This is a genomic window from Plastoroseomonas arctica (assembly GCF_018128965.1).
Classification (GTDB): domain Bacteria; phylum Pseudomonadota; class Alphaproteobacteria; order Acetobacterales; family Acetobacteraceae; genus Plastoroseomonas; species Plastoroseomonas arctica.
Window position 1 is genome coordinate 52990 of sequence record NZ_JAAEDH010000020.1, and the last position, 18548, is coordinate 71537.

The following is an 18548-nucleotide window of genomic DNA, read 5'->3' on the forward strand; positions in this document are numbered from 1 at the left end:
AGCCCCATGGCGGCCAGCGAGGCTAGGTTGCGCCACCATGGACCAAGTGACCCTGCAAGGCCCGCGCCTGATCCTCCGCCCCTGGCAGGCGGGAGACACCGAGCCGCTATACATCCTCAACGGCGACGCTGACGCGATGCGGCATTTTCCCTTCGTGCCGACCCGGTCCGAAAGCGACGCCTGGGCCGCGCGGCTGCAGGCCCATATCGCCACCCATGGCTGGGGGTTCTGGGTCGCCGCGCACCGCGCGACCGGCGATTTCCTCGGCGTGGTCGGGCTGATGCATGTCGCCTGGGAGGCGCGCTTCACCCCTGCGGTCGAGATCGGCTGGCGCATCACGCCGGCGCAGCAGCGCCACGGCTATGCCGAGGAAGCCGCGCGCCTCGCGCTCGGCTTCGCCTTCGACACGCTGCGGCTGCCCGAGATCGTGGCCTTCACCATCCCCGCCAACGAGCCCTCCTGGCGGCTCATGGAAAAGCTCGGCATGCGCGCGGATGGGCGTTTCGAGCATCCGCGTGTCGCCGAGGGACATCCTAAGCGCGAACATCTGCTCTATCGCAGCGCCATCATGCCAGGCGCAGCCGCCCCGCGCTGAGCCCCGCCTGCGCGGCCTCGGTGAGGATGCGCCGCCATTTTGGCGCGGTATCCTCCCAGCTGCCGCGACCGGCGATGTCCAGGCGCCGGCGCGTGATCCGTTCCGCTTCGTTTGCGGCGGCATTGGGTAGCGGATCGACCACGAGCAACCGCGCCTGCGTGCCGGGAAGGTAGGCGTCGAGCGCTGCGAGGAGCGCCGCATCGTCCGCCGCGGGCTGGCCCTTCTGCACGAACAACACGGGTGCGCCGGCCGCGCTGAGCGCAAACAACCGCGCCGCGAGTGCCGTGTATTTCTCCGCAACTCGCGGCGCGTGCGGCCGGAACTCGGGCGTGTCCGGGAAATCATGGTGGAACTGCGTCCCGGTCGCCGAATCGATCACGATGTGCCGGTCACGTCCGAGATTGGCGTCGTGCACCGCGCTGGCTTCGAGCGCCGCACCGTTCACCATTGCCGCGCAAGCATTGCGCAGATGCGCAATCACGGCCGTGGGCGGCACCACCAGCCAGTCGAACGGATAGGCCTGCGGCTGATCGAAGATGTGGCGGATCGCCCAAGCCACCTCGCAATCGCCGCCGAGGCTGATCACGTGGGTGAAGGCCGGCGGCTCGGTCCTGGGGTTGGCGAACGTGTCCTGCATGCCGGCGCTGGTAACGCGATCGGCGCGGCGGCGGCAAGCCGCTGCCTTCAATCGAAGGGGCTGGCGCCTAGCGCCGCCAGCGCGACCCAGGCCGTCGCGCCCAGATGGGCGCGGTCGGGATAGGTGAAATCCGCCACACCCGGCGTGATCCCGGTCTCCAGCCCCGTCGTCAGCGCCGGCACGCTCGCTGCCCGCACCCAGCCCGCGCCGGTCATGTGCCGCGCGATGGTGGCGGCGTATCCGCGCGCCTCCGCCTCGCGCCCCAGCCGGCGCAGCAGCAGCGCGGCCTGCGCGGTCCCCTCCAGCCAGGCGCCGTCGCGGTCCTGGTCGAAATCGAGCCCGCCCGCCGCGCCGTGCCGCGCCAGCACCCAGTCGAGCGCCGGCGCGAAGCGCGCCTCGCGCGGCCAGGCGAGCAGCGGGAACAGGTTGGCGTCGAGCGCGGAATGCCCGTTCCGCGCGCCGCTCGGCGTGAGGCCCGCGACGAAGCGCGCTTCGGCCGGCTCCCACATGGCGCGCACGAAATCGGCGGCATGCGCGGCCGCCGCCTGCCGGCCGACGCGCGCAAAGGCGATGGCGAGGTCGATATTCTGCTCCGTCGAGCGCCAGCGCAGCGCGGCGGGGCTGGGCTCATGGCCGATGACGCCGCCGGCGAAGCCGCCATCCGCAACGCGGAAGCCCGCACACCAGTCGGCTGCGGCGCGCGCTGCCTCGAGAAAGGGCGCCTCGGCCATCGCGGTCCAGAGCAGCATGGCGAAGGCCACCGGGCCCACCGCGCTGCCGACCTGATAGGCATCCTCGCGCCAGGCGCCGTCCCACCAGCCGGGTGGGCGGGCGCTTGCCGGCGCATCGGCGAATTGCCGGCCCGCCGCATAGGCGTTGCGCAGCCTTCCGTCGCGATAGGAGCGGTCCTGGGTCTGCGCGAGGCGCAGGCCCTCCGCGAGGCACCAGGCGCCGTCGCGATCCCCCGCTGCGAGCAGCGCAAAGCCCGCCAGCGCATTGTCGTAGGTGAAGGCGGCCTCGGCCTGCACCCGGTCGAAATCGCCCCCGCGCCCGATCTCCCAGCTGCGCAGCAGGCCCGGGCCGCCGAGTGCGGCTACTCCGGCGCGGATCGGTGCGAGGGCGCGCAGCGCGAGCGGCGTCCAGGGCTCGCCCGCCGCGATCAGCGCCGGGGCGGCCAGCAACACGCCACGCCTTGCGATGCACAATTCCAACGCACGCCCCCACGCATCGCTTGTGACGCCACGCTGTAACATGGATAAAACGGGATGCGCGCCTATGCCGTCTCCGCCGTGCTGCTCTGCTCGCCGCTCATCGGCGGGTCTGCGGCGCGCCAGGACGCGGCGCCGGACCTCGCCGCGGCGGGCTGGCGCGCCGGCACCTGGTCGGGCGTGGCGCCGGCGCAGTTCAATGCTTTGCCCAATGAAGGCGTCCGCGTGCGCGGCCAGGGGCAGGGCAGTTTCGTCTGGCGGCCGCAGCGCGGCGCGCCGCAATGCCTGTTCTGGCGCTGGCGCGTCGATGCCGGTCCGCCGCCAACGCGGCTCGATCGCCAGGGCGGCGATGATCGCGCGCTCACTCTTTCGGTCGGTTTCAGCGGCTGGCCCAAGGATGCCGGCTTCTGGACGCGCACGCAGTTCCAGGTTGCCCAGGCCGCCGCCGGCGAGCACCCGCTGCCGCGCAGCGTGCTGATCTACGCCTGGGGCGGCACCGGCGCCGAGCCCAACCCGTTCCCGAGCCCCTACCTCCACGGCCTCGGCCAGGTTCGCATCCTGCAGCCGGCAAGCGCGCAGCGCGGCGCCTGGGTGGAGCAGCGCGTCGACCTCGCCGCGGACTGGCGCGCGAGTTTCGGTGCCGACCCGCCGCCGATGCAGGAGCTCGCGATCGGCTCGGATGGCGACGACACGCGCAGCGCGGTGGATGCAGCGGTGGAGCGGATCCGCTTCGGGCCCTGCTGAGTTTCGTGCCCTGAATCGGCGGGCGCCGCCTCCGGCGGCTTGCTGCGCCGGACTTTCCCGGCGCGGCGGACCGGAGACCTTTCTAGCGCGGCAGCCCTTGCACCGGCCGGCCCTGCGGCGCGCTCACGGCATGGCCGAAACGGATGCGCCGCTCCTCGTTCGGCCGCGCCGTCCAGGTCCAGGCGACCACACCCGGCCGGTCCTCCACGTCGCGCGCCGTGGGCGCCGGCTCGGCGATCATCTCGACAGTCAGCTCGGCGTCGCCCGAGACCGGCACGCGGTCGAGCACGGTGATCTCGATCGGGCGCGCATGGGCGCTTCTCACCGTGGTCAGCGCGGTGCGCGTCATCACCGTGCGCCGCCCCGACATCACCCAGCCGCCCCTCGCATTGGCCTGCAGCTGGGGCAGGTGGCTGACCACCACCCGGTCATCGGCGCCGAAGCCCAGCGGCAGCGGCTGCTCGGCGGCGATCAGCGGGATGGTCGTTCGGCCCACGAACACGCCGTCGAGGTAGAGCGCCACATTGCCCGGCAGCAGCGGCGCCGGCCCGGCATGGGTGAAGCGCGCCTGCAGGTAGGCGCGCGGATCGACGGCGGGCACCACGCGCGCGGAGAGCGTCGCGTCGCGCACCGCCTCGCCGATGCGCACGCGGCGCTCGCTGCCATCGCCGGCGATGAAGGATTCGCCGGTGATCGCGTATTCGACGGAAAGCCCCTGGACCACGACCTCCGAGGTCGCGACGGCCGCGTCCTGGCGGCGCGGCGCCTCCGCCTCATCGGCGAGGCTGTCGATGCCGCGGCCTCTGACCGAGCCGCCCAGCACCGGTGCGGCGGCGCTCGCCGGGGGCTGCATCGGCATGGGCGGCGGCGCGAAGGCGATGCGCCAGGGCTCCAGCGCCGGCGGCTGCGTGCGCCCCGACGGCCGCGTGGTGGACAGCACCAGCGCCACGCCGCGCCAATCCTCCCCGGTGGTCTGGCGCAGGATCGCCTCCTGCCGCAGCGTCACCTTGCCCTCGCGCGTGTCGAGCCGCGCCTCGTAGACCGGGCGCCAGGTGACGCCGGGGATCTGGTAGGTGACGTCGAGTTCCAGGCGCGTCGCCTGCGCCGCCTGCACGGCGACCACGACCTCGAGCGCCGGGCGCCCGGGCCGGCCGAGCGGGGCGGCCTCCTCGGTGAGCTTCTGCAACTGCTCGCTCATGCCGCGCCGCGATGCCTGGGCAACGCGGATCGCCTCGCCGGCCTCGGCGGTCGCGTTGCGTACGGCAAGCATGGCCTCGCGCCAGGCACCGGGTTCGTCGGCGAGGCCGCGTGCCGTCCCGGCCGGGCGCTGCCCCACGCCGGCGACCAGGCGCTCGCTCATCTGGGCCTGCGCGGTCCAGGCGCGGATCTCGACATCGAGCGCCTCGATTCGCGTGGCGATGTCGCGCCGCTCGCGCTCGATCTCGGCGAGGCGCGGACTGCTCGAGACCGCGCCGACCGGCGCCTCGCGCAGATCCACCGCGCCGATGGTGACCGCGCCGAGCGCCCGGCCGCGCGCGGTGACGCTCTCGCGCAGGATCGTGGTGGGCAGGCCGGACAGCACGAGCAGGCTCTCGCCCGCCGGCAGCGCCACCTCGGCCGTGCGGGTGATCGTCGCCTGGTCGGGATAGGCAACGACGCGCGAGACCTGGGCGGCGACGGCGATGCGCGCGCCCTCCTGGCCCTGCGCCAGGACCGGCAGCGCCAGCAGCGCCGCGACCAGCATCGTGCCGAACCGGATCATCACCCAACCCCCCTTGTTGCCGCCCGATATAGAGGCCCGATGCGCAAGGCTGCGCCAGCCACCATTGTCCCCTATACGATCCGGCCTACCCTTTGCTTGTCTGCCGCACCAACCTGCCACACCAACCCGCGCGAGAAAGCTGCATCGCCATGACCGTTTCCCGTCAGGAATTCCGCGACGCCATGGCCCGGCTCGGCTCGGCGGTGAATGTCGTCACCACCGCCGGCGCCGAAGGCGAAGCCGCCTTCACCGCATCCGCGGTCTGCTCGGTGACCGACGACCCGCCGACGCTTCTGGTCTGCCTCCGGCGCGGCAGCTCGGTCTGGCCCATCGTCACCGGCAACGGCGTGCTTTGCCTCAACGTGTTGGCCCATCCCCAGCAGGCGGTGGCGGAGCTGTTCGCCAGCTCCTCGGGCCCGGCGATGCATGAACGCTTCGCGCATCACCCCTGGTCGCGCCTCGTGACCGGCGCACCGGTGCTCGACGGCGCGATCGTCTCGTTCGACTGCCGCATCGCCGACGTGTTCGAGAAGGGCACCCACAGCGTGCTGTTCGGCGAGGTCCAGGCGATCCGCCAGGGCAATCCCGACGATGCCGCGTTGCTGTATTTCGGGCGTGGGTATCACGCTCTGGCGAGCAATGTTTCCATCAAGCAATAAGGTGCAGCGCAGCAATGCGCATGCGGCAAACCTCCGCTTAACCTGATTGCGCTTCAATGGTGGCGAATCACATGAGGTGAGCCACTGATGACTGAATTGACCGTGACGCTGTCGACCGAAGCCGCCGAGGCCATCGCGCGCCGTGCCGAGGCGCTTGGTTGCTCTGCCGATGCCTGGCTCGCCGCCATGGTCGAGGATATCGCCGCCGACCTGCCGGAGAGCGTCGAGGATGACGGGCCGGACGGCTTCATCTGCCGCTGAGAAGTTTTGTTTAGCTACAAGTAAATAACGAATTCCGTTTAACGGGAGTCGCTTTACCATGAATTGGTCTCGATTATTTCCTGGTGGAGGGGTGAAGCGCCATAACTTGAATTGTCATTTCCGCTGCGTGAACATTGGTATGCTGCGAAGGAGCTACTCAATGAAGGATTATTTTCGAGCGCGAGGCGAAATATTTATTGACAGTTATCGCGGTATCCTACAGAACAGTGAGGAACAGGAACACGGTTGGCTTTAGTTTCGACCCAGAGTTAGATCTTACATGTAGCGACCGGGCGTTTTGGGCAATGGAATACGCCGCATGACCGAGGAGTGCCTTAATCTTGGCGCCGGCAAGACCATCCGGCTGAGCAGCTACTGGCGTGGGAGGGAGCCCGCTGCAGAAAACGTGCTGACCGGTAGGCCTACGGGACGATTCTCTTTCCACACCACTATAGAGACGGACCCTTGGATTTTGGTCGATCTCCACCGTGCGGTCCCGGTTGCCCGCATCATGCTGTGGAACCGTGAAGACGCCGGGCTGGATGGATTGCTACGCGCCGTGCCGCTGCGTATCGAAGCAGCCGCGGAACATGAGGCTTGGTGCACGCTCGCCACCATCGGCATCGCCTTCGGAGGTGCGCTGTCGAACACGCCCTTCGACTTTCGCTTGCCGCATCCGATCCTTGCCCGCTTTATCCGCCTCACGGCGCTGGGTATTGGCGCCCTTCACTTGGACAAGGTTTTCATCTTTTCCCCCGACCTCACACCTGGCACCTCTCCGCGCTATGGCAGGCTTACCAACCTGCGCTTTCTCGACGGATGGCCTACGGCCGATATCGCGGTTCGTTGGAACCAAGGCTTCTTTTCCAACTGCTCCGTCGCACTCCAGATGGCGATGAGCGCGGCGGCACGCGGCTTCACCATTTCCGAGATTGATTTTTCAGCTTCCATGTGGGGTTTTCGTGAAAAATCTAATGGCCAACCGCACCTCTTCGTGGCCGACACCGCCATTTCCTTGCCAGTGCCCGCGACCGGCCAGCGATTATTCAACGCTTGGGATGTTCATAATCACTATCGAGACTTTCGCTTCGATACACTAACACCCTTCATCCACCGCCTTTTTCGTCCGCATCCTGAAGTTGCGGAGATTGAACAATCCCTTGTTGCCCACTACGCCGTCGATCAGTCGAATACCATCGTCATCCTGTACCGCGGCACCGACAAGAGGACGGAAATCTCGCCAACCGACATCGCCGAATACCTCGCCTTGGCAGACCGTCTGCTCGCCACACGCCCCGGCCACCGTGTCTGCATTCAGACCGACCAAAAGCAGATCCAGGACCAAGTGAAGGCGCATTTCGGCGAGCGCTGCTTCGCCTTCGATTCCCTGCCGGTCACTGAAGGCAGTGTTGTGATCCATCGCACAGATGTCTCACGCCACGGCCTGGACCGCACTACCTTCGGCCAGACCCTGCTCGCCGCCATCCACCTGCTGGCCGCGGCGGACATCGTGATCACCCATACCGGCAATGTGGGTGCATGGATCAGCCTCTATCGCGGCCATGCCCGCAACCTCTTCCAGTTCGACAGCAAGCAGGCTCTGATTGCCCCCTACAACACCTCCTGAAACGCAGAAGGCCCCGGCGGTTGCCCGCCGGGGCCTTCACATCGCGTGGCAGGTGGCCTGCCCACGACTACCCAGGTGACCCGTGCGACTAGACCCGCACGATGATCCGGGCCGTGGCCAGAGCACGCCCATGATTGCGATGAGACACCGGATCACCTCCTTTCGGTTGTTGACGCACCGAGCCTGCACGGCGCGCTCGGCGCCGCGCAAGCAAATAAACCGAGACTACGAAATTTCGGCGTAGCTGCCGTTGCGCCAGATGTAGAAGACGTAGTCCGGCACCGTCACGTCGCCCTTGGCGTCGAAGCTGATCGGCCCCAGCACCGTCTGCCACGGCCCACCCGACTTCAGCAGCGAGGCGATGGCACGCGGATCCACCCCGTTCGAGCGCGTCGCCGCGGCGGCGAAGATCTGCACCGCGGCGTAGGTGTAGAGGACGTAGCCCTCGGGATCGACGTTGCGGGCGCGGAAGCGGGCCACGACCTCGGCCGCGGTCGGGCGCCGGCGCGGGTCGGAGGCGAAGGTCATCAGCGTGCCCTCGCCCGCAGCGCCCGCGATCTGCCAGAACTCGTTCGTCACCAGCGCATCGCCGCCGATGAGCGTGACGTTCATGCCCTGCTCCTTGGCCTGGCGCAGGATCAGGCCGGCCTCGGTGTGGTAGCCGCCGACATAGATGACCTGGATGTCGGCGGCCTTCATGCGGCTGACCAGCGCGGAGTAGTCGCGCTCGCCGGGGGTGTAGGCGGCGTAGAGCGTCTCCTGCAGGCCGGCGGCGTTCATCGCCTTTTTGGTCTCGTCGGCGAGGCCTTTGCCGTAGGCGGAGTTGTCATGCAGGATCGCGACCTTCCGGCCGGTGAAGTTGCGCGCGATGTAGGCGCCGGCGACCGCGCCCTGCTGGTCGTCGCGCCCGCAGACGCGGAAGGTGTTCCACTTGCCCTCGTCGGTGAAGCGCGGATTGGTCGAGGCCGGGGACATCTGCAGCACGCCCTCCTCGGCATAGACGTCGCGCGCCGGGATCGAGCTGCCCGAGCAGTAGTGGCCGGCGACGAAGCTGACGCGGCGCCCGGCGAGCTGGTTCGCCACGCTCACCGCCTGGCGCGGGTCGCAGGCATCGTCACCGACCTCGAGGGCGAGCTGGCGCCCGAGCACGCCGCCGGCCCCGTTGATGTCGGTCACCGCCTGCTCCGCACCCGCGCGCATCTGCGCACCGAACGCCGCGTATTGCCCGGTCATCGGCCCGGCCGTCGCGATGCGGATCGGCCCGGTCCCTTGCGCAAGCGCGCCGCGCGCGCCGAGTACCACCGCGCTGCCCGCTGCCATCGCCATACGTCGCGTGAATTCGACCATCGCTCATTCCTCTCGCCTCGCCCGCATTGTGCGGCGCGTCGGCGCGAAGCCTAACCGCGCAACCGGCGCTGTTCCAGCGCTTCCAAGCGCATGGCTGGCCGAGTGCGCAAGTATCTGTTACTTTCCCGGAAGGTCGAGTTTTGCAACATAGCCTTCACTCTCGGGGCCTCAAAATGCGCTTCATGCATCGTCCGGTGGCGCTCATCGCCAGCGCCTCCCTCTTTCTCGCCGCCTGTACGACCCAGTCCGGGCGCATCGGCACCGATGACGGCAGCGATGCCTGCCGTCCGCAACTCGTACAGCTCGACAGCACCGGCAATTATTTTGCCGAGGACATCATCCGCGGCGCCGCGATCGGCGTGGCGGGCGGCGCCATCCTCGGCGGCATCGTCGCCGCGGCGCGCGGCGGCAATTCGCGTAACGTCGCCGTCGGTGCCGGAATCGGCGCCGTCGCGGGCGGCGTCGCCGGCGCCGCTGCCGGCTACATCAGTGCCCGTCGCCAGCAATACAGCGACCAGGCCCAGCTGAACCAGGCGATCGCCCAGGACGTCTCGGCCGAGAACCAGCAGATCGACCGCAGCCAGCGCGCCTTCGACCTGCTGCTCGATTGCCGCATGGCGACCGCGGCCCGCATCCGCAGCGACTTCGCCGCCCGCCGCATCAGCCGCGAGCAGGCCCAGGCCGCCATGCAGAACGTGCGCGCTCGACTCGCCAACGACGTCGCCGTCGCCCAGCGCATCAACGAGCGGATGGGCACGCGCGGCGCCGAGTTCGACACCGCCTTCACCGAGGTCGCGCCCGCGGCGCGCAACCAGGCCGGCGCGCGGATCGGCAACCCGAGACCCGTCACCACCGCGCGCGTCATCCCGCTGCGGCTGCGCCCGGACACTGCTGCGCCGGAATTCACCCAGGTCAGCGCTCGTGAGCGTGTGACCGTTCGCCCGGCGCACAGCGGCTACGCCCTCGTCGAGACCGAGCAGGGGGTACGCGGCTATGCCCCCGCCGCGCTGTTCGGCGGTGCCGCGGGCGCGCAGTCGCGCCAGGCCTCGCCCAACGCGGCGCCGGTGACCGGCGATGTTCGCCAGCTCGCGGCCACCAACATCGCCCGGCGCGAGAACTTCTCGGAATCGGTTGCCACCGCCAACGCCGCCGCGTCCGGGCAGGGCTTCGAGCTCGCCAGCTGATGCGCTGCTGGCTGGCCTTCGTCGCGCTGCTGCTGGCCTGGCCGGCGGCGGCGCAGGAACCGCCGCAGACGCCATTCCTCCGCGTCGAAGCGCAGGCCCATATCGCGCCGGTCAATCGGCTGGCCGTCGATGCGGCCGGGCGGCTGCTCGCCTCGGTGTCGGACGACAAGACGCTGCGCCTGTGGTCGCTGCCCGATGGCCAGCCGCGCGCCGTCCTGCGCCCGCCGATCGGTACCCGGCTGGAGGGCGAACTCTATGCGGTGGCGCTCTCGCCGGATGGCACCCGCGCCTATGCGGCGGGCCAGACCGGGCTGGGCTGGGACCGGCTCTTCTCCATCTACGTGTTCGACACCCGCACCAACCGGATGGCCAACGTGCTTCCGCAATTGCCGGCGGCGGTCCATCACCTCGCGGTCTCGCCCGATGGCCAGATGCTGGCCGCCAGTTTCGCGGGCCGCGCCGGTGTCCGCGCCTGGGACACCGGGACGGGGCGCGAGATCTTCCGCGACCAGGAATACGGCGGCACCGCCCGCATGGTGGCCTTCGCACCCGATGGTCGTCTCGCCGTGACCTCCGCCGATGGTCGCGTGCGTGTCTACACGCCGCAGGGCCGCAAGATCGCCGACCGCATGGTGGTGCCCAATGGCCGTCCCTATGGACTCGCCTGGTCGCCCGACGGCGCCCTGCTCGCGATCGGCTTCGAGGACCGCCTGCGGGTTGAGGTCCTGGCTGCGTCTGATCTGCGCACCCTGTTCGTCCCCGACACCTCCGGCATGGCCGGGGACGGGCTCTCCGCCGTGACCTGGGCCTCCGATGGTCGGGGCGGGGTACAGCTCTACGCCGCCGGCTATGCGCTGGTCGCCGGTGCGGCCGGCGCCTCCGCGTCCGGCGGGTCGATCGGCCAGGGGCCGGGCGGGCGCGGCATCGCCGTGCGTGAGCAGCAGCCGCGCGTCGGGGCGGAACCCGATGCGCTCGAATACATCATCCGCCGCTGGACCGATTTCGGCCATGGACCGCCCACCGATATCCCGGCCGCGCGCGATGGCATCAACCACCTCCTCGCGCTGCCCGGCGGCGGTGTGGCCTTCGCCTCGGCTGACCCCGGCTGGGGCCGGGTGGAACCTGGCGGCACACTGGCCTTCCCGGCGCGTCCGCCGGGCGGGGATTTCCGGCGCACCGGCGCCACGCTGGCCATCTCGCCCGACGGCACCCAGGCGCGTTTTGCGCTGCGTGCCGGGTCCGCGCCCATCGTGTTCGACGCGGTGGCCGGCCAGCTCGCCAGTGGCGACGTTGCCGGCTACATCCCCGCGCGTGTCACCGGCCGGCTGTCCATCACCGGCGCGCGCAACACCAGCGCGCCGCGGCTGGGCAACACCGCGCTGGCGCTGTCCCCCGGCGAGTTCTCCCGCGCAGGTGCGCTGCTCGATGGCGATCGCGGCGCGCTGATCGGCACCGACAGCTTCCTCCGCCTGTTCGACGCAGCGGGGCGGGAGGTGGATTCCGTCCTGCTGCCGGCCGCCGCCTGGGGTGTCGCGACGGCGGGCGAGACCGCCATCGTGGCGCTGGGCGACGGCACCATCCGCTGGTTCCGCATCACTCCGCGCCTGACCGAGCTCGCCGCAGTCTTCATCCATGCGCCGACGCTGCGCTGGGTCGCCTGGACGCCGGAGGGCCTGTTCGACCACAGCCCCAATGGCGGGCAGGAGCTGGTGGGCGTGCATCTCAACGGCACCCGCACCCAGACCCCGGAATGGGCGAGCTTCCAGCAGGCCTATCGCGCGCTCTACGCACCCGCCGCCCTGCGCGCGCGCATCGCCGGCGACAGCGCGCCGGCGCAACAGCGTCTGGCCCAGCTGGGCGAGCTGCGCGCGCGTATCGGCCAGCTTCCCGTCCTCGCCGGCGCGACCGCCTGCGCCGTGACCGATGAGGGCTGCACTCCCGTCGCCTGGGATGCGAGCACCGTGCCCTCCGGCACCCGCGCCGTGCGCCTGACCTTCGCGACCACCGATCGCGGGACGGGCTTCGGCCCGCTCGACATCCTGGTCAATGACCGCATCGCGGCGCGCGCCGAGCCGCGCGTGGGCGATGTCTCGGTCGAGATCCCGCTCGACCCCGGCCCGAACCGCATCGCGAGCCGCCTCTACGCCGAGGACCGGGCGCTGTTCTCCGAAGGCCCCACGCTGTCGCTGCGCCGCGCCGGCGAGCCGCCGCCGCTGGCCGGTGCCGGGCGCCTGGTCGTGCTCGCGATCGGGGTCAACACCTACGCCATCCCGTCGATGAACCTGCGCTACGCGGTCCCCGATGCGCGCGTGGTCGCCGAGACGCTGCGCGCCCAGGGCTCGGGCGTCTTCCGCGACGTCCAGACCACCGTGCTGGTGGACCGCGAGGCGACGCGCGCCAACATCATGGAGGCGCTGGACCGCGCCGCGCAGACGCTGCAGCCGACCGACACCTTCGTGCTCTACATCGCCGGTCACGGCATCCGTACCGATACCGACCAGCGCTTCGTGTTCCTTCCCCACGACGTGCGCGACCTCTCCTCGCAGCAGGTGGTCCGCCGGCAGGGCATCGATGACGGGACGCTGGTCGCGGCCCTCGCGCGCATCCGGGCGCGCGACGCCTTTCTGCTGCTCGACACCTGCCACGCCGGGCAGCTGACGATGGACCAGCTTTCCGCGCTGGGGAACGAGACCGGCCGCTTCCTGCTCGCGGCATCATCCTCGGTGCAGGAGGCGCTCGACAGCTATGACGACCGCAACGGCGTCTTCGCCTACGCCTTTCGCGAAGGGCTGACCGGACGCGCGGCCTCGGATGGCGAGGGACGGATCAGCGCGCTCGCCATCGGGGAATGGGTTATGCGGCGCGTGCCGCAACTCGCCGCCGAGAGGAACCACCGCCAGGATGCGGTGTTCCGCACCGCGCAGCGGGATCTGCGGAGTTTCTCGCTGGGGCGCGTGAACCGCAACTAACTGGAGCCGGTCGCGAGCGCGGCCAGACGGCACTCGAGCAGTTCCTCGAAGCTCCCGAACGTCTCGCGCGCGTCGGCTGAGCGCGCCCGCGCAACCCCCGCACCACCGATCCGTTTCACTCGCATGAACGAGCCCAAGAAACCGACGCTGCCGGACCCCGAAACCACAAAGGCGCCGCCCTCGCCACACCCGCTCGACCACCCCGATGAGCGCAAGGAGGGTGGCCCGGATCACGGCAAGGCCGACAAGCAGCACGAGAACAAGCGCAAATCGGCCCAGGATGCCGAGGACGCGGAAAGCCCCTGAACCGTCACACGTCCAAGTGCCGACCGCGGATTGCCCAGCTCGCTGTTCCTCCGTAACGTTCGCGGAGGCGTGGCATGATCCCGATGCCTCCCATTCCACGAACACACGGAGGCACCATGGTCACCCGTTACGTTTCAGAGCGCGAGCTTGTCTATTCCCCGGACGAGCTGGGCTTTCCCAGCATCATGGGCTGCCACGGTATCGTCTACGCGACCAATGCCGGGCTGTTTGGCTTCCACAACTACGGCGGCGAAACGCCCGCGCAGTACAATGATCGCGCGGCCGCCTTCGCCGACTTCGTGACGCATCACCCGGCCGGGCCGGGCGTGGGTACAGCACTGTTCGGCGCCTGCTACCTGACCCAGGCGGGCGCCACCGTGCGCGCTTACGGCGCGGGGCCGCGGCCGAAATGGATCGCCGAGCTCGTCGCCTTCGCGGCCGCGCTCAACTTCAACGGTCCGATCTACGGCTATGATTTTGGCACCTTCCCCGGCATCGGCGCCTCGGCCTACAGCGAGTTCTCCCGCGTGAACGCGACCTGCGTCATCCAGGCCAAGACCTGGACCGCGGTCGGCGCCACGAGCGCGCCGAACACCGACCATGTGAATATCCGCTACAACCCGCGCCTGAACGTGCTGGAGAACCAGGCTCGCAACACCATCAACTTCGTCCCGACCGCGGGCATGCGCACCGTCTATCCGCAACAGCTCCGCTAAGCAGCGCAGCCACCTCCCGCACCCGCCGGCTGATCGGGCCTTCCCGTCGCGCGATCAACGGGTTACAGGTCTCGGCCCCCCGCATCCTGGCCGAGACATGAGCAGCAGCAACGACATCCGCGCCACCTTCCTCGAATACTTCGCGCGCAACGGGCACCAGGTCGTCGCCTCATCCCCGCTGGTCCCGCGCAACGACCCCACGCTCATGTTCGCCAATTCGGGCATGGTGCAGTTCAAGAACGTCTTCACGGGGCAGGAAAAGCGCGCCTATTCGACCGCGACCACGGCGCAGAAATGCGTCCGCGCGGGCGGCAAGCACAACGACCTCGACAATGTCGGCTACACCGCGCGTCACCACACCTTCTTCGAGATGCTGGGCAACTTCTCGTTCGGCGACTATTTCAAGCCGCAGGCCATCGAACACGCCTGGACGCTGCTGACGCGGGACTTCGGCTTGCCGCGCGAGAAGCTGCTCGTCACCGTCTATTCCGAGGATGAGGACGCCGCCAAGCTGTGGCGCGACATCGCCGGCATGCCCGACAGCCGCATCATCCGCATCCCGACCTCCGACAATTTCTGGCGCATGGGCGACACCGGTCCGTGCGGGCCATGTTCCGAGATCTTCTACGACCATGGCGACTCCATTCCAGGCGGCCCGCCCGGCTCTCCCGATGAAGACGGCGACCGCTTCATCGAGATCTGGAACCTGGTCTTCATGCAGTTCCTCGAGGAGCCCGCCGGCACGCGCAACCCACTGCCCCGCCCCTCCATCGACACCGGCATGGGACTCGAGCGCTTCGCCGCGATCCTGCAGGGCAAGCACGACAACTACGACACGGACACGCTGCGCGCGCTGATCCTGGCCTCAGCCGAGGCGACCGGGCAGGACCCGGACGGGCCGTTCCGCTCCTCGCACCGCGTCGTCGCCGACCATCTTCGCGCCGGCACCTTCCTCATCGCCGACGGCGTCCTCCCCTCCAACGAGGGCCGCGGCTACGTCCTCCGTCGCATCCTCCGCCGCGCGATGCGCCACGCCCACATGATGGGCGCGCGCGACCCGCTGCTGCACCGCCTGGTCCCCGCCCTGGTCCGCCAGATGGGCGCGGCCTACCCCGAGATCGTCCGCGCCGAGGCCCTGGTCATCGAGACCCTGCGCCTGGAGGAAACCCGCTTCCGCTCGCTTCTCGACCGCGGCCTGCACTTGCTCGCCGATGAAACAGCCCGCCTCGGCCAAGGCGCGACCCTGCCCGGCGACATCGCCTTCCGCCTCTACGACACCTACGGCTTCCCCCTCGACCTCACCCAGGACGCGCTGCGCGAGCAGGGCAGGGCAGTCGACCTCGACGGCTTCAATGCCGCGATGGCGGAGCAGAAGAAGCGGGCGCGGGCCGCCTGGGCCGGCACCGGCGAGGCGGCCACCGAAACCGTCTGGTTCGACCTCAAGGAAACCCTCGGTGCGACCGACTTCCTCGGCTACGCCACCGAAACCGCCGAGGCCGAGATCAAGGCCATCGTCACCGGCGGCAAGGTCGTGGGCGAAGCGCCCGTTGGCACGGACGTCGCGATCATCCTCAACCAGACCCCCTTCTACGCTGAGAGCGGCGGCCAGGTCGGCGACACCGGCATGATCACCGCCGCCGATGGCACGCAGATCACCATCCGCGACACGCAGAAGAAGCTGGGCGACCTGTTCATCCACCTCGGCACGGTCTCCGCCGGCATGGCGCGCGCTGGCCAGCCCGTCACCGCCGCCGTGGACCACGCGCGCCGCACCACCATCCGCGCCCACCACTCCGCCACCCACCTGCTGCACCACGCGCTGCGCGAGCGGCTCGGCACCCATGTCCAGCAGAAGGGCTCGCTCAACGCGCCCGACCGGCTGCGCTTCGACGTCTCGCACCCCAAGCCGATCGAGCCCGACGAGCTCGCCCATGTCGAGGCCGAGGTGAACGCGCTGATCCGCGCGAACGCCGAGGTCAACACCCGCCTGATGACGCCCGAAGCCGCCGTCGCCGAAGGCGCGATGGCGCTGTTCGGCGAAAAATACGGCGAGGAAGTCCGCGTCGTCACCATGGGCCCGAGCACTGAGCTTTGCGGCGGCACCCATGTCGCGCGCACCGGCGACATTGCGCTGTTCCGGATCGTCTCCGAGGGTGCCGTCGCCGCCGGCGTGCGCCGCCTCGAAGCCGTCACCGGCGAGGCCGCGCTGCGCGCCATGGCCGAGCAGGAGACCTACCTGCGCGACGCCGCCGCGCTGCTGAAGACCCGCCCGCAGGACTTGGCCGAGCGCATCACCTCGCTGCTCGACGACCGCAAGAAGCTGGAACGCGACATCGCCGAGCTGCGCAAGCAGCTCGCGACCGGCGCCGGTGCCGCCGCGGTCGAGGAGGTCGCCGGCTTCCGCGTCGCGCTGCGCAACGTGGGCGAGGTGCCGCCCAAGGACCTCAAACCCCTCGTCGAGGCGATCCTCGGGGGCGACACCGCCGACATCGTGGCGCTCGTCTCCACTGCCGACGGCAAGGCCTCCGTGATGGTGGGCATCGGCCCCGCGGCGAAGGGCCGCGCCGATGCCGTTACCCTGGTGCGCGCGGCGAGCGCAGCCCTCGGCGGCAAGGGCGGCGGCGGCAAGCCGGAGATGGCCCAGGCCGGCGGGCCGGACGGCACAAAGGCTGAGGACGCGCTGGCGGCGATCAGGGCCACACTCGCCGCCTGAATGTGTCCGGGCGCGTCGTTTCCGGTTGATCCGGGACCGATTCATATGGCCTAACACCGTACCAGGGCACCAGCGCAACCGTGCCCGACGCCTCGCCGGAACGCATCGCCATGGCCGAACGCCTGCTTGCCTACGTCGTCACGCGCGAGCCGCCGCCGCTGCTCCGGCCCGAACCGCTCATCGATCGGCTGCGCGAGATGATGGCGCCGCTTGGCGTGGAGGTCGGGCTGCGCCCGGTGAACCTCTCCCCGGCCCGTGCCTTGGGCGAAGGCTTCACCCTTAGCATCGACAACACGGCGATCATGGTTTTGTTCGCGCGCACCAGGCTGCCGGCCGAGGCCTATGAACCGGGATTGCGCCTCAACCGCGTCTGGCCCGATGCGCAACCCGCCATGGCGGCCGGGCAGGGGCACGTGGTGCTCGCCACCATCGACGAGGTCATCACCCATGGCCAGGCGCTCAACGGCTCGGGCTATCTCAGCTTCATCGCGGCCGCGCTCATCGAGATGATCCCGAGCATCGGCGTGATGTGGACCAATGGCGAGGCGTTGAGCGAGGCGCAGGCCTTCCATGCCGGCGCGCTGAGGCTGCTGGAGCGCAAGATCCCGGCGCTGAACTGGCTTGGCTTCTGGTTCCTCTCGGCGCCGCCCGACGCCATCGGCCAGCCGCAGATGATGATGATGACCAGCGGCATGCGGCCCTTCATCGGGCGCGAGGTCGAATGGATGCCGAGTTCGCAGCCGCGGACCGCGGTGCTGGATCGCCTGATCGGCACCTGCCTCTACCTCATCGAGAACGGGCCGGTGATCAAGGACGGGGAGACGCTCGGGAAGACGCATGCGGAGCGCGTGCGCGTCCGCTACGCCGCGCAGGGGCAACGCTCCGGGGTTCCGGTCCTTCAGTTGGGCGAGGAGACGGCGCTCGCGCCACCGCCGGGATTCGAGGGCTCGCCCTGGGGCGCCTCAACCCAGGCACGGCCGCCTTCGCCCTGGGACCAGGCGCGGACAGCGCCGGACCTGCCGCCCTCCTGGAGCGAGGGCGCCGCACCCCGCGCCTTCGGCCGCAAGCGGGACTAGGCGCGAGGCGCCCGCGACCCCTCCTGCACCGCCTCGCGCACCGCGGAACGGAACTCCCGCCGGTGAAGTTCCCGCAGCACCAGCAGGCTCGCGGCCATCAACGCCACCGGGTGCACGATCCAGCCCAGCGCCGCCAGGCCAAAGTAGTATGCCCGCAGCCCCGTGTTGAAATGCTGCGCGGCCCGGTTCACCACCCGGGCCGCCTGCGCCGCCTCCGCGATATGCTGCGTCCCGAACCCCATCGCACCCAGCAAAATCGACCCATAATTGAACTGCCTCAACGCCCAGGTCAGCTCGAAGAACGCCCGCACGAAGATCAGAACCAGCAATCCGATCCGAGCCTCCCAGGCCCCATCGCTGATCACCACCTCCGCGAACGGCATCGCCGCCACGATCCGCCGGCCCAGATCCGGCGCCGCAAACAGCGCCAGCAACCCACCCAGAATGAAAATTGAGGTATTCGCCAGGAACGACGTGCTCGACATCAGGTTCCCGATGATCGCCGCATCCGCGATCCGGTTCTCCCGCGTCAGGGCGCGCTGCATCCAACGATGGCGATGCTCGTCCATCGCGGCGATCACGCTGACTGCGCGGATGCGCGGAACGCGGTCCACCACCGCGGCATAGCCGACCCAGCACAGGACGAAGACCGCGAGGCCGAGCCAGTCCAACAAGCCAAATGGCAACACTAAAAAGCAAGACTGGGGGAAATGAATTTCCCCCAGACCCCCATTCTTTTACTTT

Annotated in this window: 16 protein-coding genes; 11 read left to right on the forward strand and 5 right to left on the reverse strand. The window is 69.7% G+C overall.

Annotated elements, in window-relative coordinates; genetic code table 11:
• The first annotated feature begins 37 nt into the window (after window positions 1-37).
• Window positions 38-595: a GNAT family N-acetyltransferase gene (locus GXW79_RS16320; RefSeq protein WP_211875497.1), complete on the forward strand. Its 558-nt coding sequence runs from the start codon at window positions 38-40 to the stop codon at window positions 593-595.
• Here GXW79_RS16320 and GXW79_RS16325 read toward each other — a convergent pair.
• Window positions 567-1232 carry a DUF1796 family putative cysteine peptidase gene (locus tag GXW79_RS16325; RefSeq protein WP_211875498.1) on the reverse strand — a complete coding sequence of 222 codons (666 nt, stop codon included), beginning with the start codon at window positions 1230-1232 and terminating at the stop codon, window positions 567-569. The two genes, GXW79_RS16320 and GXW79_RS16325, sit on opposite strands and share 29 nt — an antisense overlap.
• 47 nt (window positions 1233-1279) lie before the next feature.
• Window positions 1280-2413, reverse strand: a complete 1134-nt coding sequence (locus tag GXW79_RS16330) for a hypothetical protein (protein ID WP_211875499.1) — start codon at window positions 2411-2413, stop codon at window positions 1280-1282.
• An 84-nt stretch (window positions 2414-2497) separates the two neighbouring features.
• Between GXW79_RS16330 and GXW79_RS16335 the strand changes: the two genes are divergently transcribed.
• The gene (locus GXW79_RS16335; protein ID WP_211875500.1) at window positions 2498-3184 is read left to right on the forward strand and encodes a DUF3047 domain-containing protein; all 687 of its coding nucleotides are present in this window, start codon (window positions 2498-2500) and stop codon (window positions 3182-3184) included.
• Between the two features lie 82 nt (window positions 3185-3266).
• Here GXW79_RS16335 and GXW79_RS16340 read toward each other — a convergent pair whose 3' ends face one another.
• Window positions 3267-4946, reverse strand: coding sequence for a mucoidy inhibitor MuiA family protein (locus GXW79_RS16340; protein WP_211875501.1), 1680 nt, complete (start codon window positions 4944-4946; stop codon window positions 3267-3269).
• A gap of 149 nt (window positions 4947-5095) precedes the next feature.
• Here GXW79_RS16340 and GXW79_RS16345 point away from each other — a divergent pair, with 149 nt between their 5' ends.
• From GXW79_RS16345 to GXW79_RS16355, 3 genes are all read left to right on the forward strand, one after another.
• Window positions 5096-5605 (forward strand): flavin reductase, encoded by a 510-nt coding sequence (locus tag GXW79_RS16345; protein WP_211875502.1) that lies wholly within the window; start codon window positions 5096-5098, stop codon window positions 5603-5605.
• An 87-nt stretch (window positions 5606-5692) separates the two neighbouring features.
• On the forward strand, window positions 5693-5866 hold the full coding sequence (locus tag GXW79_RS16350; RefSeq protein ID WP_211875503.1) for a hypothetical protein: 174 nt from the start codon (window positions 5693-5695) through the stop codon (window positions 5864-5866).
• A 319-nt stretch (window positions 5867-6185) separates the two neighbouring features.
• Window positions 6186-7493, forward strand: a complete 1308-nt coding sequence (locus GXW79_RS16355) for a discoidin domain-containing protein (protein ID WP_211875504.1) — start codon at window positions 6186-6188, stop codon at window positions 7491-7493.
• Window positions 7494-7718: 225 nt separating this feature from the next.
• On the opposite strand, the gene GXW79_RS16360 is transcribed toward GXW79_RS16355, so the two are convergent.
• Window positions 7719-8840: a branched-chain amino acid ABC transporter substrate-binding protein gene (locus GXW79_RS16360; RefSeq protein WP_211875505.1), complete on the reverse strand. Its 1122-nt coding sequence runs from the start codon at window positions 8838-8840 to the stop codon at window positions 7719-7721.
• Window positions 8841-9022: 182 nt separating this feature from the next.
• Here GXW79_RS16360 and GXW79_RS16365 point away from each other — a divergent pair, with 182 nt between their 5' ends.
• The 6 genes from GXW79_RS16365 (at window position 9023) to GXW79_RS21830 (ending at window position 17804) form a co-directional block, all read left to right on the forward strand.
• A complete protein-coding gene (locus tag GXW79_RS16365; protein WP_211875506.1) occupies window positions 9023-10024 on the forward strand; it encodes a hypothetical protein in 1002 nt (333 codons plus the stop codon).
• Window positions 10024-12993, forward strand: coding sequence for a caspase family protein (locus GXW79_RS16370; RefSeq protein ID WP_211875507.1), 2970 nt, complete (start codon window positions 10024-10026; stop codon window positions 12991-12993). The genes GXW79_RS16365 and GXW79_RS16370 overlap by 1 nt, the downstream gene beginning before the upstream one ends.
• A gap of 123 nt (window positions 12994-13116) precedes the next feature.
• Window positions 13117-13299, forward strand: coding sequence for a hypothetical protein (locus GXW79_RS16375; protein ID WP_211875508.1), 183 nt, complete (start codon window positions 13117-13119; stop codon window positions 13297-13299).
• Between the two features lie 116 nt (window positions 13300-13415).
• On the forward strand, window positions 13416-14015 hold the full coding sequence (locus GXW79_RS16380; protein ID WP_211875509.1) for a hypothetical protein: 600 nt from the start codon (window positions 13416-13418) through the stop codon (window positions 14013-14015).
• Between the two features lie 97 nt (window positions 14016-14112).
• Window positions 14113-16728, forward strand: a complete 2616-nt coding sequence (gene alaS / locus GXW79_RS16385; RefSeq protein ID WP_211875510.1) for an alanine--tRNA ligase — start codon at window positions 14113-14115, stop codon at window positions 16726-16728.
• A gap of 80 nt (window positions 16729-16808) precedes the next feature.
• A complete protein-coding gene (locus tag GXW79_RS21830) occupies window positions 16809-17804 on the forward strand; it encodes a DUF4261 domain-containing protein (RefSeq protein WP_211875511.1) in 996 nt (331 codons plus the stop codon).
• Here GXW79_RS21830 and GXW79_RS16395 read toward each other — a convergent pair.
• Complete coding sequence (locus tag GXW79_RS16395; protein WP_246504055.1) at window positions 17801-18478, reverse strand: DUF599 domain-containing protein; 678 nt, start codon at window positions 18476-18478, stop codon at window positions 17801-17803. The two genes, GXW79_RS21830 and GXW79_RS16395, sit on opposite strands and share 4 nt — an antisense overlap.
• Between the last annotated feature and the right edge of the window lie 70 nt (window positions 18479-18548).